Here is a 14,176-nt window from a genome sequence, read left to right as displayed (position 1 = left end):
CGCTCAGTAGTGGGCGATCTGGGTCTGCTTGACCAGGTCCTCATACAGCCGCGCGTAGGGTTCCACCGCCTGGCACCAGTTGAAGGGCTGGGTCATCGACAGGCAGCGCATGGCGTTGAGCAGGTGCTTCTTGCCATACACGTAGAAGGCGCGGCTCAGGGCTTCGCGGTAGCTGTCCAGGGTCGAGTCGTCGAACAGGAACCCGGTGACGCCGTTCTCGATGGTGTCGGCCAGCCCGCCGGTATTGCGCGCCACCGGCAGCGAACCGAAGCGTTGCGCGTACATCTGGCTCAGACCGCACGGCTCATAGCGCGATGGCATCAGCAGAAAATCGCTGCCGGCGAACATCCGTCGGGCATCGGTTTCGTTGAAGCCGATGCGCACGCCGATGCGGCCCGGGTGACGCAGTGCCAGCTCGCGCATGGCCTGTTCTTCCTCGGGCTCGCCACGGCCGATGATGGCGATCTGGCCACCTTGCTCGACGATGTAGTCGGCCACGCCCAGGGTCAGGTCCAGGCCTTTCTGGTAGACCAGCCGCGAGACCACGGCGAACAGCGGCCCCTTGGACGCGTTCAGGCCGAACAGCTCGCGCACCTGCTGGGTGTTGCGCGCCTTGCCGTCCCAGTCGTTGAGGCTGAAGTTGTGCACCAGGTGCCTGTCGGTGGCCGAATCCCAGCTCTCGTCGATACCGTTGGGGATGCCGCCGAGCAAGCCTTGCTGGGCCTTGCTGGCAAGGAAGCCGTCGAGGCCGCAGCCGAACTCGGGGGTGGTGATTTCCCGGGCGTAGGTGGCGCTCACCGTGGTGATGTGGCTGGAGTAGGCCAGGCCCGCCTTGAGGAACGACAGCTTGCCGTAGAACTCCATGCCTTCCTGTTGCATGGCGTGGTCGGGGATCGCCAACTCCGGGCTGCAGGCGCGGCTGTAAACGCCCTGGTAGGCCAGGTTGTGGATGGTGAACAGGGTCGGGGTGCTCAGCCCACGCCAGTGCATGTAGGCCGGGGCCAGGCCGGCCGGCCAGTCGTGGGCGTGCACCAGGTCGGGGCGCCAGTGGGCCATGCCTTCACCGGCGGCAATTTCCGCGGCGGCCAGGCCCAGGCGGGCGAAGCGGATATGGTTGTCCGGCCAGTCGCGGCCGTTGTTGGCGCCGTAGGGGGTGCCTTCGCGCTGGTACAGCTCGGGGCAGATCAGCACATAGATCACCAGGCCGTCGGCCAGGTCCATGCGGCCGATCTTGCACGGCGGCAGTGCCGCGTGGCCGCCCAGCTCACCGACGATATGGATGGGGTTGTCGCTCTCCATCACCTGGGGGTAGCCGGGGATCAGCACCCTTACATCGTGCAGGTGGGCCAACGCCCGTGGCAGGGCGGCGGACACGTCGCCCAGGCCGCCGGTCTTGACCAGGTCGGCGATTTCCGAGGTGACGAACAGGACCTTGCGCTTGTTGGGGTTGTGCTGGCGCTGGGCGCCGGGTGCCTTGACTGTCGGGGCGAGGCTGGGTGGCAGCGGCTCGCGGCTATCCGATTTGAATGCATCTACGTGAGGTTCGACAGCGGCACTGATCATACTTCTCTCCGTCCCTTGTTTTTGCGGGTGCGGGCACCCGTTGCGTTATTTCGTGCTGGTTCTCTCTGATCGGTGTTGCATCTTCGTAGTGCGGTCCTTGCCCGATATCAGTGCGCGCAGTCACGGCACGCTCGGCAATCCGGCCGAAAAGCGTGTGGACGGGTGGGGGTGGGTGGGCCTGGCGTGAGGAAGTCCCTTTGCGTTGGCCTACTTAGCTCCTGACCTGCCCGCATTTCGGAAAGTTCGACTTTTTTTCGTCACTTTTTCCGAGCAAAACGCGGGCCGAATCTGGAGTGTAGGGGACGAAACGACATTCTTGTGACTTGCTGGTCATTTTTCTGATGACCGTTCGTCCCCGCAAACGTTGGCAGGTGTTACAAAATTTGTGCAGGTAGGGAAGTGCCTGGTCGGCGGGTAGGGCGGGAGGTAAAAACGGGCAGGGCGGGGAGCCGCTCGGCTCCCTGCGCATGGGCGGTGACTCAGAGGCTGGCGGGCTTGCCTTGCAGGCGGGCCTGTTCCAGCAGTTGGTTCAAGTGCGCCACTTGCTGGCGCAACTGGTCACGCTCGTCCTTCAGCTGGCGCAGTTCATCACGGCGTACGGACACGTAGAGGGTCTGGGTGGGAGTAGCAGGCATCAGGGTACCCATGAGCACACCTCGCAGGGCTGGCTGGTGACAAATCAAAGCGTAGTCGCTTCATGCGGCGCGCATTCTGAATTCTTTCCCTGGTCATGGGAACTTTTTTGTTTATCGTGGTCTCGCCGTTCGTCGGTGAACCCTCTGCGGGTACGCTGGACTAATCTGAAATCCTTAACGGTTGTAATCCATTTCTAACGGGAGCGTCACCACATGCAACTGGGAATCGTCGGGCTGGGCCGCATGGGCGGCAATATCGCAAGGCGGCTGATGCGCGCCGGCCACCGCACCGTGGTGCATGACCGCAACCGTGAAGCGATCACCGGGCTTGAAGGCGAGGGCGCGCAGGGGGCCCACGACCTCGGTGCACTGGTGCAGAAACTCAAGGCGCCGCGCGCGGTGTGGGTCATGCTGCCGGCGGGCGATCCTACCGAGCAGACCATCGCCCAACTGGCCGAACTGCTGGAGCCGGGCGATGCGATCATCGACGGCGGCAACACGTTCTATAAGGACGACATGCGCCGCGCGGCCGAACTGGCCAAGCGTGGCCTGCATTACCTGGACGTGGGCACCTCCGGTGGCGTGTGGGGCCTGGACCGCGGCTACTGCATGATGATCGGTGGCGAGAAGGCGGTGTTCGAGCGCCTGGAACCGCTGTTCAAGGCCCTGGCCCCTGGCGTCGGCGACATCCCCCGCACCCACGGGCGCAGCGGTGAGCACGAGCGCGCCGAGCATGGCTACATCCACGCCGGCCCACCCGGCGCCGGCCACTACGTGAAGATGGTGCATAACGGCATCGAGTACGGCCTGATGCAGGCCTACGCCGAAGGCTTCGACCTGCTGCGCAGCAAGGGCGGCGACGAACTGCCCGAAGACCAGCGCTTCGACCTCAACCTGACCGAGATCGCCGAGGTGTGGCGCCGTGGCAGCGTGGTCACCTCCTGGCTGCTGGACCTGACCGCCGACGCCCTGGTCGCCGACCCACAGTTGTCCGCGTTCAGCGGTTCGGTGTCTGACAGTGGCGAAGGGCGCTGGACCATCGATGCCGCCGTGGAGCAGGCCGTGCCGGTGCCGGTGCTGTCCAGCGCGCTGTTCGCCCGTTTTCGCTCGCGCCAGCAGCAGGGCACCTACGGTGACAAGATCCTCTCGGCCATGCGCCTGGGCTTCGGTGGCCACGTCGAGAAGAAAGGCGAATGACCAAACCAAACATCCCTGCCGCTCCACCCTGCACCCTGTTCCTGTTCGGCGCCAACGGCGACCTGGTCAAGCGCCTGCTGATGCCGGCGCTGTACAACCTCAGCCGTGATGGCCTGCTGGACCGCAACCTGCGCATCGTCGGGGTCGATCACAATGCGGCCAGCGCCGAAGCGTTCGCCGAGCGCCTGCATGCCTTCATGCTGGAGCGTGACCAGGGCCGCGAAGGCAGCGAGCGCTGCCTGGACGACAAGCTCTGGGCGCGCCTGGCCAAGCGCCTGGACTACCAGACCGGCGACTTCCTCGACCCGGCGACTTACCAGGCCCTGGCCAAACGCATCGACAAGACCAGCCACGGCAATGCCATCTTCTACCTGGCCACTTCGCCACGCTTCTTCCCGGAAGTGGCTCAGCGCCTGGGCGATGCCGGCTTGCTCGACGAGTCCGCCGGGGGCTTCCGGCGGGTGGTGGTGGAGAAGCCCTTCGGCACCGACCTGGCCAGCGCCGAAGCGCTGAACGCCCGCCTGCTGAAGGTGATGAGCGAGCGGCAGATCTACCGCATCGACCATTACCTGGGCAAGGAGACGGTGCAGAACATCCTGGTCAGCCGTTTTTCCAATGGCCTGTTCGAGTCGTTCTGGAACAACCATTACATCGACCACGTGCAGATCACCGCGGCCGAGACCGTCGGCGTCGAGACCCGTGGCGCCTTCTATGACAGCACCGGCGCCCTGCGCGACATGGTGCCCAACCACCTGTTCCAGCTGCTGGCGATGGTCGCCATGGAGCCGCCGGCCGCCTTTGGCGCCGATGCGGTGCGTGGCGAGAAGGCCAAGGTGATCGGCGCCATCCGCCCGTGGACGACGAAGATGGCACTGAAAAATTCGGTGCGTGGTCAGTACACCCGCGGCAAACAGGGGCGCAAGCCGCTGGCCGGTTACCGCGACGAGCCCAATGTTGCCAAAGACAGCCAGACCGAGACCTACGTCGCCCTTAAGGTGATGATCGACAACTGGCGCTGGGCCGGCGTGCCGTTCTACCTGCGCACCGGCAAGCGCATGAGTGTGCGCGACACCGAGATCGCCATCTGCTTCAAGCCCGCGCCTTATGCGCAGTTCCGCGAAAGCGAGCTGGAGCGGCCCAAGCCCAACTACCTGAAGATCCAGATCCAGCCCAACGAGGGCATGTGGTTCGACCTGCAGGCCAAGCGGCCCGGGCCGGAGCTGGTCATGGAGAACGTCGAGCTGGGGTTTGCCTACAAGGACTTCTTCAAGATGACCCCGGCGACCGGTTACGAGACCTTGATCTACGACTGCCTGACGGGCGACCAGACCCTGTTCCAGCGTGCCGACAACATCGAGAACGGCTGGCGCGCTGTGCAGCCGTTTCTCGATGCCTGGGCCAGCGAGGCGGGTGAGGTGCATGGCTATGCGGCCGGGGAGGATGGCCCGGAGGCAGGCAACGAGCTGCTGACCCGCGACAAGCGTGAGTGGCATAACCTGGGTTGATGGTTGCCTGCACCGGCCTCATCGCGGGGCAAGCCCGCTCCCACGGAAGTGGGCTGCCCCCAAGAAGTTGGGCACCAATTTAAGCCTTGGGGGTGGTCCAAAGCGTGGGAGCGGGCTTGCCCCGCGATGAGGCCGACTTGGGCGGAACGACTAGCGCCCCCCAGGCATCCAACCTCAGGCCCACCCGCCAAAGGAGCCCCGATGCCTGCCCTCATCGAAGACTATGCCCTCATCGGCAACTGCCGCAGCGCCGCGTTGGTCAGCCGCGACGGCGCCATCGACTGGCTGTGCCTGCCACGCTTCGACGCCCCGGCCGTGTTCGCGGCATTGCTGGGCAACGAAGAAAATGGCCGCTGGCGCATCGCCCCCAGCGATCCGGTGGAACACTGTTCACGCCGTTACCTCGACGACACCCTGGTGCTGGAAACCCACTGGACCACCGCCAGCGGCCGTGCCCGGGTGCTCGACTGCATGCCCCTGGGTGACAGCAACGCCATCGTGCGCATCGTCGAAGGGCTGGCGGGCGAAACCGCGTTCGAGATGGACCTGGTGCTGCGCTTCGACTACGGCCGCAGCGTGCCCTGGGTGGAAAAGATCGACCCGCTGACCCTGAGTGCGGTGGCCGGCCCCGACCGGCTGATACTGCGCAGCGGTGTCGAAGCCCATGGCCAGGACCATCACAGTGTTGCGCGTTTTCGCGTGGGCGCTGGCGAGCGTCAGCTGTTCAGCCTTTGCCATCAGCCCTCGCACCTGCCCGTGCAGCCCGGGTGCGATGTCGATCATGACCTGGCGCAGACCATCGCCCAATGGCAGGCCTTCGCCGCCCGCTGCCCGGACGTCGGCCCCTACACCCATCTGGTGCGCCGCTCGCTGCTGACGCTCAAAGCCATGACCTATGCGCCCACCGGCGGCATGGTCGCCGCCGTCACCACCTCGCTGCCCGAGCGCGTGGGTGGCGAGCGCAATTGGGACTACCGCTACTGCTGGCTGCGTGACGCCACCATGACCCTTCTGGCCCTGATGAATCTCGGTTACTTCGACGAAGCCCAGGCCTGGCGCGAATGGTTGCTGCGTTCGGTGGCCGGCAACCCCGAGCAGATGCAGATCATGTACGGCCTGGCGGGGGAGCGTGACCTGCCCGAGTTCAGCCTGCCCTGGCTGGCGGGCTACGAGCACTCCCAGCCGGTGCGCGTCGGCAATGCCGCCTCCGAGCAGTTGCAGCTCGATATCTACGGCGAACTCGCCGACGCCATGACCCAGGCCATCAAGGGCGGCCTGCCGCGTCATCCGCGCAGCTCCGCCATCGCCCGGCTGATCCTGCCCTACCTGGAAAGCATCTGGCGCGAGCCTGACGAAGGGCTGTGGGAGGTGCGCGGCGGCCGTCAGCATTTCGTGCATTCCAAGGTCATGGCCTGGGTCGCCTTCGACCGCGCCGCCAGCCTGGCCGAGACCACCGAGGAAGACCGTGAGCGAGGCAGGCATTACCGACGCGTTGCCGAGCAGATCCGCGCTGAGGTCTGCGCGCGTGGCCTGGACCCCGGCGGGCAGCACTTCGTGCAGGCCTATGGCTCGACCGAGCTGGACGCCAGCCTGCTGCAGATTGCCCTGACCGGTTTTTTACCGGCGGATGATCCGCGCTTTCTGCGCACCCTTGAGCAGGTCGAACAGCGCCTGCTGCGCAACGGCCTGCTGCTGCGCTACGACAGCGACAGCTGCAGCGATGGCCTGACGCCGGGGGAGGGCACGTTCCTGGTGTGTTCGTTCTGGCTGGCGGATGTGTATGTGCTGCTCGGGCGCCAGCAGGATGCGCAAATGCTGTTTGAGCGGTTGACTGGGTTGTGCAATGACGTCGGGCTGCTGGCCGAGCAGTACGACCCGGTGGGTAAGCGGATGCTGGGGAATTTTCCGCAGGCGTTCAGCCATGTCGGGATTATCAATACGGCGTTGAATCTGCACCGGGCGCGGTGTCCGGTGCGGGATAGGGCGCATAGGGCTGATCGGGATAGTGGGTGAGGGCTACCAGGTGCTCGCCGGAGGATTTGCAGCGCCTATCAGATCGAGCGCCGCCCGCGCGGCGCATCGCTGGCAAGCCAGCTCCCACAGTTTGTTTCGGGCCAATTATTCCTGTGAAAGTACCGGCGCCTGCCTTGGTGCATGCCTTGAGACATGTGGGGCGGCGGCAACGCCCATGCTGAAACCGCGTCGTACCAACAAGGCGGACAGTGATGAACATGCAGGAGTAATTGGCCCGAAACAGATGTGGGAGCTGGCTTGCCAGCGATGCGCCGCGCGGGCGGCGCTCGATCTCATAGGCGCTGAAGATCTATCGCCAGGCATCTGGTGGCCTTCACCCTGTCTCCCGCCCTGCACCTGGTGGCCCAGGCTCAATCCAAAGACGAGCACCAGATCGCTATGACATGATGGCCGCCCCCGCGCACATATGCGCCTGCCATGAGAGGGACTGCCCAATGACTTCATCGCCCCCCGACGGCCTGCCGGTCTACCGCCTGATCACCGGCAAGGACGACGCCAGCTTCTGCCAGCGCATTTCGCAGCTGCTCGCCTTGGGCTACAAGCTGCATGGTTCGCCCAGCGTTACCTTCGATGCCAACCTGGGCCACGTGATTGCCGCCCAGGCGGTGCTCTGGCCGACGGTGAAAGAATGAACGCCATCACCCTGCGACAGGCCGTAGTCGAGGATGCCGACGCCATCGCGGCGCTGGTCAGAGAAGCCTACAGCCCTTACATCGCCAGAATTGGTCGCGAACCGGCACCGATGCTCGACGATTACCAGCAGGTCGTGAACGAGGACGATGTGTTTGTTGCCACGCTGGCCTCGCGCATCGTCGGGCTACTGGTCATGCGCCGGGAAGAGCGTGAGCTGCTGTTGGTGAACGTCGCCGTTTTGCCCGCGAGCAAAGGGCAGGGCATCGGGCGGATGCTGATGGACTTCTGCGAGGCACATGCCCGCGCCGCAGGGTGTGAGGCTATCCGGCTCTATACCCATGAGCGGATGACCGAAAACATCGCGATCTATGCCCGGTTGGGCTATCGCGAGACGCATCGGGCTGCGCAGGATGGGTTTGAGCGGGTGTTCATGCGTAAGTCATTGCTGTAACCACGGCCCGCGTTTCACTTGTAGGAGCGGCCTTGTGTCGCGAAAGGGCCGCGAAGCGGCCCCGGCAACTTTGCGCCAACCACAAATCCTGGGGCCGCTGCGCAGCCCTTTCGCGACACAAGGCCGCTCCTACAGCGGACGTGCAAGTTCATTGTGGGGAGCCGGCCTGCCGGCGAACAGGCCAGCACAGTAAGGTTTCTGCAAAGCCTCCCCGCTACCTTGGCCTTCCCACCAACGCCGCCCCCGCACAGGCCGCCGCAATTGCCGCGATCCCCGCACATTGCAGCAGGCTCAATGTCTCTCCCAGCACCAGCCAGCCGGCAATCGCCCCGGCGGCCGGCGAGGCGCTGAGCAGTACGCCGAACACGTTTGGCGGCAGGTGGCGCATGGCGAACATGTCCAGCAGGAAGGGCAGCGTGCTGGACAGCAATGCCACTGCCAGCCCCACGGCCAGCACCGTGGGTTGCAGCAGCTGGCTACCGGCCTGCAACGCGCCCAGCGGTACGCCGAGCATCGCCGCCACCAGCATGCCGCTGGCCACCGCCTGGCGGCCATGCACTGCCACTCGCGTGCCCAAGGTCACGTAAAGCCCCCAGGCCAGCGCGGCGGCCAGGGCAAAGGCCACGCCGCGCAGGTCCAGCCCGTCTGCACCGGCCCCCCAGGGCAACAGCACCAGGCCGAACGCCGACAAGGTGATCCACAACAGGTCGATGCGCCGCCGCGAGCTCAACAATGCAACGCCCAGTGGGCCGATCACTTCGATCGAAACCGCAATACCCACCGGGATATACAGGAACGCCCGGTAGATCAGCAGGTTCATCAAGCCCATCATCAGCCCGTAGCCGACCAGGTCGCGCAGGTTGGCCTGGCGCCAGATACGCCACGGGCGCAGCACTACCAGTAGAATCAGCGCCGAGAGGCCCAGGCGCAGCGCAGCCACGCCTTCCGGCCCCACCAGTGGGAAGATGGCCTTGCCGACGGCGGCGCCCGATTGCACTGACACCAGCCCCAGCAGGGCGGCAAGGATGGGGGTGAATGCCCCCGGGTTGGCTTGGCGCACAACGATCTCCATGCAGATTCGTGGCAGGATTCTACTGCGCCGGCCCCGAAGCATTGGCTGTATAACGCGCCGCAGGATGAGTGAATTGCTTTTTTCGGACCCTGAACATGAATGATTTGCCCAAGCGCCCGCTCGACAGCTTTGACCAGGCGATCCTGCGCATGCTGCAACAGGACAACAAGACCTCGCAGCGGGTGATCGCCGAGGCCATCGGCTTGTCGACCCCCGCCGTGCAACGGCGCATCACCCAGCTCGAAGCCAATGGGGTGATTCTTGCCAATACCGCCGTCATCGCCCCGGAAGCACTGGGCCAGGAGCTTACCGCCATCGTCGAGTCGCGCCTGTGCGACGACCGCTCGCTGGTGATGGACCGTGCCAAGCGCTACTTCGCTGGAGTACCGGAGGTACAGCAGTGCTACTTCGTCAGTGGCGGGGTGTCGTTCATCATCGTCATGCTGGCGCGCAACGTCGCGCATTTCGAAAAGCTGGTCAGGCAACACTTTGCCGACAACGACGATATCCAGACCTACCGCACGCTGATCGTGCTGGACAAGGTCAAGGTGGGGTTGGGGGTGGCGTTCCAGGCTGATGCCGGGTAGCAGGAATATATGTGACGCATCGAGTCACACATGATACTTTGCTGCCTGTGACTCATGGGGTCACACTCGCGCCTCTCGCACTGAATGGATACGGCGCGCCCCATGATCATCAGCTTTCGCCACAAAGGACTGCGGCTTTTCCACGAAACGGGCAACACCCGCGGCATCCAGGCTGCCCACGCCCAGCGCTTGAAGCGCCAACTGCAGTTTCTCGACAGCGCTCTCGTCGCCGACGACATGAGTGTGCCGGGCTGGCAGTTGCACCCACTCAAGGGTGAGTTGGCCGGCTTCTGGTCAGTCAGCGTGTCAGGCAACTTGCGGGTGGTGTTTCGTTTTGCGGGTTTTGATGTCGAATTGGTCGATTACCTCGACTATCACTGATCAGGAGGCTTTCCATGGCTATGTTCAACCCGCCTCACCCCGGTGAAACCCTGCGCGAGGACGTGTTACCCGCACTGGGCCTGACGGTAAAGGCCTTCGCTGCGCACCTGGGCTTCTCCCGCGAAGCGCTGTCCCGTGTACTGCATGGCCGGGCGGCCGTCTCTCCCGACCTTGCCGTGCGCCTGGAGATGGCCGGCATCAGCACCGCGCGGCTGTGGCTGACCATCCAGGTCGACTACGACATCTGGCAGGCGCGGCAGCGCCAGCAACCAGTGATCACGCGGCTGCACCAAGCTGCCTGAAGCGCCGCGATCAGAAGATATCCGAATGGGTGGCAAGGTGATCAAAACGGCCTATCCTGCCTACTGATCCCGAGGCCAGGGAAAAGGGCCGTGCAGGCCCTTTTGCCTTTTTGATGACAGAAGGAGCCTGCCATGCCCCTCCAAGCCGCCAATCCCCAATCCCATGACGCCGGTCTGCTGCGCTGGCTCGGCGAAGCATTCACTGCCACCGAGCGCCAACACATCCTGGTAGAGGCCCTGGCTACCCGTAACAACAGGCTGGTGGACCCCTACAACAGCGATGATTATCGGGTGACGTTCGAAGACGAGCAGGTGCTGATCGAGCGCCATGACGAAAAGGACCGGCCTGCTGTGCGTGTACCGCTGGACGTATTCATCGCGGCACTGCGGGCAGGGCAGCAGCCCGGCGCCTGACCGGGCAGCCCTCTTTACACATCGCTGTCACTGACCACGCAGTGCGCGACCCCTTTGACACCACTGGCGTGGGCACTCACATGGCGCACCTTGAACCCTGGGCTCTGCACCGTTGCCTTGGGCGTCCAGCCATCGCCGTTGTCGACCTGGTAGCTGATCGAACCATCGGCATGCCAGGCCAGGCGCAGGCCGTACTGGTCGTTGCGATTGGGCGCGTTGAGGAAGTGGTCGCTGATGACGGCAGTGGCGTTGACGAAGGTGCGCAGGTGGAACGTGCGCTGATCGCTGCCGTTGCTCTGCGGTGAGCTGGACAGGAACAGGGTGTAGTCCTCGCGCTCGTCCTGGGCGGCGGCGAGGATTACCGAGGGCACCCATTTGTCGCCGGTGTGGTTTTCCTCGATGCTCACCTGGCAGGTCAGTTGTCCGCGGTCGCCCACGTATTCACGCAGGAAGTTCTCGTAGTGACCGTATGGCACATCGAACGGCAAGCGTTGGCCCGGCGTGCAGCCAAGCAACAGCCCAAGGCCAGCCATACCCAGTGTTCTTGCGAGATGCTTCACGTTGCGTTCCTTGCTTTGGAAAGGGTATTTGCCAAGGCTCAGCCGTGCACGGGCCGCAGGAAGCTGCGTTCGTAGCTGAGGATGAAGCGCTGCTCGGTGGCCAGGGCAAAGGCGGCGATGCACTCGGGGTCGGTTTCCGACGCCGTGCGGTACTGCTCGTAGGCGGCCAGGCTGGGGAAGCTGAACAGGGCGTAGGCGACGTTGTTGGCGCCTTCGCTGGGCAGGAAGTAGCCGTGGTGAGTGCCGCCCATGCGGTTGACCAGGCCAATCCACAGCTTGCCGTAAGCCTCGAAAGCAGGGATCTGATACGGGTCGATGATGTACTTGAGGTGGCAGGTGATCATTGCACGCAATCCTTTGGGTGAGCCGGGGAGGCTCACCTTACAGGGGGCGGCGGCGGGCGTCGATGGGTGTTACGGCGTGTCCGCCTGGCGCCAGATCAGCTTCTCGGTGGGATAGCCCTGCTCGCGTGCCCGTTGCAGCAACTGCTCGCGGGTCTGGCTGCTGACCGTCGGGCTGCGCGACAGCAGCCACAGGTACTCGCGGTTGGGGTGGCCGACCAACGCCACGCGGTAGTCCGGGTCGTGGTACAGCACCCAGTACTCGCCCTTGGTCAGGTCGGGCGCAAGGCGGCTGAACCAGTTGTCGAAGCGCACCCACAGCTTGTCGGTGCGCCCGGGCACTTGCGCCTGGGCGATGCCGTGGGCGGTGTTCCACTGGCCGTCCTGTTCCTTGCAGCGATTGTCGACGTCGATTCGGCCATCCGCGCGCAGCCCATAGCGCGCTTCGGACTGCACGCAATTGCGCTGGAAGAACATCGGCAGCCGCGCCAGCTCGTACCAGGTGCCCTGGTAGCGTTGCAGGTCGACTTGCTGGGTGGTGGGGGGCGGCAGCTGTTGCGCTGAGCTGGAGCAACCGGCCACTGCGAGGGTCAGGCAGGACAGCAGCAAAGCCGTACGCATCGTCATGGGTACCTCCTGGCAAAGTGAAGGGTCACCTGATGTTCGATGCGCAGGCCGGGCAAAAGGTTTTACCGGATCAACGCGAAGTTTCTATGCGCAGCACTTCGGTGTAGATGGCGTCCACGGTCTGGTCGACCTTGAGGTTCTTCATGCGCTTTTGCAGCTCGGGGTCTTCGACCTTGACCACCTGCAGCTTGCCTTCCGGCGGCAGCAGGCTGACTTCGTGGGTGTTGAGGTCGATCTTCTTGATCTGTGAGGTGACCTTCACCTGACGGAAGGCTTCGCCACCGGGGTTGGGGTTGTCCTTGGTGGCACGGATGGTGCCGGCCTCTTCCGAGGCTTTAGGTGCGCCGCCGACGTTGGTGTTCAGCACGTAGGCCACCGCGCGGGTCACATAGATGTCGACCTTGTCGCCGACCTTGAGGTTGGGCAGGGCCTTGGCTTGTTCCGTGAGCTGGAAGGTCACGTCCTTGTCATGCGGGCCCTTGACGGTGACTTGGCGGTTGGCCTGGTCGATGGCGGTAACTTGCGTGCTGACATGGCTTTCCAGTGCTTCGCTGGCGATCGGCAGTTGGGCGGCGTGGGCGGTGAAACTGGCGGCGGACACTAACGAGGCGAGCGCAATGGCGCGGGCGAGGGAACGGGTTGGATTCATTGGCCTGTCTTCCTTGTGATCGATACCGGTGAGTGGCATGCGAGGTTCAAGCATAGTCACAGGTTGGCCAGTGTGTGAGCGACCTGGTGTCGCTGTGGTCTCAGGCCAGGGTGTGAGCGGCGGTTCGCTGCTGCGACTTGCCCTGGGATACCGTCGGGACCGGCACCGCATTCTTCGCCGCCAGCACTTCGGCCATCACGCTGACCGCGATCTCCGCCGGGGTCTTGCTGCCGATATGGATGCCGATCGGCCCGTGCAGGCGCTCAAGCGATTGTTCGGTCTCGCCAAAATGCTCGATCAGCCGTTCGCGTCGCAGTTGGCTGTTGCGCCGCGAACCGATGGCGCCGACGTAGAAAGCCGGGCTGTGCAGGGCTTCGAGCAGGGCCAGGTCGTCGAGCCTGGGGTCGTGGCTGACGGCGATGACGCAGGTGCGCAGGTCGGCCCGGAAGGCGCGCACCACGTCGTCCGGCATGCCTGCGAGGTGCTCGACGCCGGCCAGCGCCCAGCTGGCCAGGTATTCCGGGCGCGGGTCGCACACCGCCACGCGGAAGCCGTTGAACAGGGCCATGGTCGCCAGGTATTCGGCCAGCGCGCCGGCGCCGATCAACAGCATGCGGTAGCCGGGGCCGAGGGTGTTGCGCATGTGCTGGCCGTCGAAGCTGAACTGTGCCGGGGTGGCGGTGGCCTGGAGGGTGACGCTGCCGTCTTGCAGGGCAAGGTCGCGGCATACCAGCTGGCCGCTGTCGAGCTGCTCGAGCAAGCGCTGCAACAGCTGGGGCTCGGGGTTGAACTCGAGGATCAGTTCCAGCGTGCCGCCGCACGGCAGGCCGAAGCGGTGCGCCTCGTCGGCGCTGATGCCATAGCGGACCACCTCGGGGGCGCCGACAGGCAGCTCGGGGCCACCGTGGGCGCTGGTGTAGCGCTGGATCAGGTCATCTTCGATGCAGCCGCCGGAGACGCTGCCAATCACCCGGCCATCATCGCGCAAGGCCATCATCGAGCCCACCGGGCGCGGCGACGAGCCCCAGGTACGGGCCACAGTGGCGAGCAGCACGCGGTGACTGGCCTTGAGCCAGTCGTGGGCGGTGCGCAGGACCAGCAGATCGATGCTTTCCATGGTGTCCTCTGGTTATGTAGCGCTGCCTGTAGGAGCGGGGGGGGGGGGGGGGGGGGGGGGGGGGGGGGGGACCCCCCTCGCTGAGGAGGAACAAAAGAAAGGGTGCGG

17 protein-coding genes are annotated in these 14,176 nt (G+C 64.8%); 9 read left to right on the top strand and 8 right to left on the bottom strand.

The annotated features are described in order from the left end of the window. Positions 1–3: 3 nt before the first annotated feature. Together glgA and ABE459_RS20545 are read right to left on the bottom strand one after the other, a co-directional pair. On the bottom strand, positions 4–1,563 hold the full coding sequence (gene glgA, locus ABE459_RS20550; RefSeq protein ID WP_323831326.1) for a glycogen synthase GlgA: 1,560 nt from the start codon (positions 1,561–1,563) through the stop codon (positions 4–6). Between the two features lie 479 nt (positions 1,564–2,042). After that, positions 2,043–2,210, bottom strand: coding sequence for a DUF6026 family protein (locus tag ABE459_RS20545; protein WP_167409825.1), 168 nt, complete (start codon positions 2,208–2,210; stop codon positions 2,043–2,045). Between the two features lie 201 nt (positions 2,211–2,411). Here ABE459_RS20545 and gnd point away from each other — a divergent pair, with 201 nt between their 5' ends. The 5 genes from gnd (at position 2,412) to ABE459_RS20520 (ending at position 8,018) form a co-directional block, all read left to right on the top strand. Then, positions 2,412–3,395 (top strand): phosphogluconate dehydrogenase (NAD(+)-dependent, decarboxylating), encoded by a 984-nt coding sequence (gene gnd, locus ABE459_RS20540; RefSeq protein ID WP_125463542.1) that lies wholly within the window; start codon positions 2,412–2,414, stop codon positions 3,393–3,395. After that, a complete protein-coding gene (gene zwf / locus ABE459_RS20535; RefSeq protein WP_125463543.1) occupies positions 3,392–4,900 on the top strand; it encodes a glucose-6-phosphate dehydrogenase in 1,509 nt (502 codons plus the stop codon). The genes gnd and zwf overlap by 4 nt, the downstream gene beginning before the upstream one ends. A gap of 201 nt (positions 4,901–5,101) precedes the next feature. After that, positions 5,102–6,913, top strand: coding sequence for a glycoside hydrolase family 15 protein (locus ABE459_RS20530; RefSeq protein WP_323831321.1), 1,812 nt, complete (start codon positions 5,102–5,104; stop codon positions 6,911–6,913). Positions 6,914–7,368: 455 nt separating this feature from the next. Continuing rightward, positions 7,369–7,566 carry a DUF1737 domain-containing protein gene (locus ABE459_RS20525; protein WP_323831319.1) on the top strand — a complete coding sequence of 66 codons (198 nt, stop codon included), beginning with the start codon at positions 7,369–7,371 and terminating at the stop codon, positions 7,564–7,566. Beyond that, positions 7,563–8,018, top strand: coding sequence for a GNAT family N-acetyltransferase (locus ABE459_RS20520; protein WP_323831317.1), 456 nt, complete (start codon positions 7,563–7,565; stop codon positions 8,016–8,018). The genes ABE459_RS20525 and ABE459_RS20520 overlap by 4 nt, the downstream gene beginning before the upstream one ends. A gap of 214 nt (positions 8,019–8,232) precedes the next feature. Here ABE459_RS20520 and ABE459_RS20515 read toward each other — a convergent pair whose 3' ends face one another. Further along, positions 8,233–9,090 carry an EamA family transporter gene (locus tag ABE459_RS20515; RefSeq protein WP_323831315.1) on the bottom strand — a complete coding sequence of 286 codons (858 nt, stop codon included), beginning with the start codon at positions 9,088–9,090 and terminating at the stop codon, positions 8,233–8,235. Positions 9,091–9,185: 95 nt separating this feature from the next. On the opposite strand from ABE459_RS20515, the gene ABE459_RS20510 reads away from it, so the two are divergent. From ABE459_RS20510 to ABE459_RS20495, 4 genes are all read left to right on the top strand, one after another. Beyond that, a complete protein-coding gene (locus tag ABE459_RS20510; protein WP_323831313.1) occupies positions 9,186–9,677 on the top strand; it encodes an Lrp/AsnC family transcriptional regulator in 492 nt (163 codons plus the stop codon). A 102-nt stretch (positions 9,678–9,779) separates the two neighbouring features. Beyond that, positions 9,780–10,058 carry a type II toxin-antitoxin system RelE/ParE family toxin gene (locus ABE459_RS20505; protein ID WP_323831311.1) on the top strand — a complete coding sequence of 93 codons (279 nt, stop codon included), beginning with the start codon at positions 9,780–9,782 and terminating at the stop codon, positions 10,056–10,058. Between the two features lie 14 nt (positions 10,059–10,072). Continuing rightward, entirely contained in the window at positions 10,073–10,360 is a 288-nt protein-coding gene (locus ABE459_RS20500) for a HigA family addiction module antitoxin (RefSeq protein ID WP_125463548.1), read from the top strand. A 132-nt stretch (positions 10,361–10,492) separates the two neighbouring features. After that, positions 10,493–10,774 carry a hypothetical protein gene (locus tag ABE459_RS20495; protein ID WP_323831308.1) on the top strand — a complete coding sequence of 94 codons (282 nt, stop codon included), beginning with the start codon at positions 10,493–10,495 and terminating at the stop codon, positions 10,772–10,774. A gap of 14 nt (positions 10,775–10,788) precedes the next feature. On the opposite strand, the gene ABE459_RS20490 is transcribed toward ABE459_RS20495, so the two are convergent. From ABE459_RS20490 to ABE459_RS20470, 5 genes are all read right to left on the bottom strand, one after another. Further along, on the bottom strand, positions 10,789–11,334 hold the full coding sequence (locus ABE459_RS20490) for a hypothetical protein (protein ID WP_223811901.1): 546 nt from the start codon (positions 11,332–11,334) through the stop codon (positions 10,789–10,791). 38 nt (positions 11,335–11,372) lie between these two features. After that, a complete protein-coding gene (locus ABE459_RS20485; protein ID WP_125463550.1) occupies positions 11,373–11,678 on the bottom strand; it encodes an NIPSNAP family protein in 306 nt (101 codons plus the stop codon). A 69-nt stretch (positions 11,679–11,747) separates the two neighbouring features. Then, a complete protein-coding gene (locus ABE459_RS20480; protein ID WP_125463551.1) occupies positions 11,748–12,302 on the bottom strand; it encodes a lipocalin family protein in 555 nt (184 codons plus the stop codon). Between the two features lie 70 nt (positions 12,303–12,372). Beyond that, positions 12,373–12,951 (bottom strand): hypothetical protein, encoded by a 579-nt coding sequence (locus ABE459_RS20475; protein ID WP_323831305.1) that lies wholly within the window; start codon positions 12,949–12,951, stop codon positions 12,373–12,375. A gap of 100 nt (positions 12,952–13,051) precedes the next feature. Further along, a complete protein-coding gene (locus ABE459_RS20470) occupies positions 13,052–14,068 on the bottom strand; it encodes an XdhC family protein (RefSeq protein ID WP_323831303.1) in 1,017 nt (338 codons plus the stop codon). Between the last annotated feature and the right edge of the window lie 108 nt (positions 14,069–14,176).

This window comes from Pseudomonas sp. TWI923 (assembly GCF_039673365.1).
GTDB classification, from domain to species: Bacteria; Pseudomonadota; Gammaproteobacteria; order Pseudomonadales; family Pseudomonadaceae; genus Aquipseudomonas; species Aquipseudomonas sichuanensis.
This window is presented reverse-complemented; position numbering and strand designations above follow the sequence as displayed.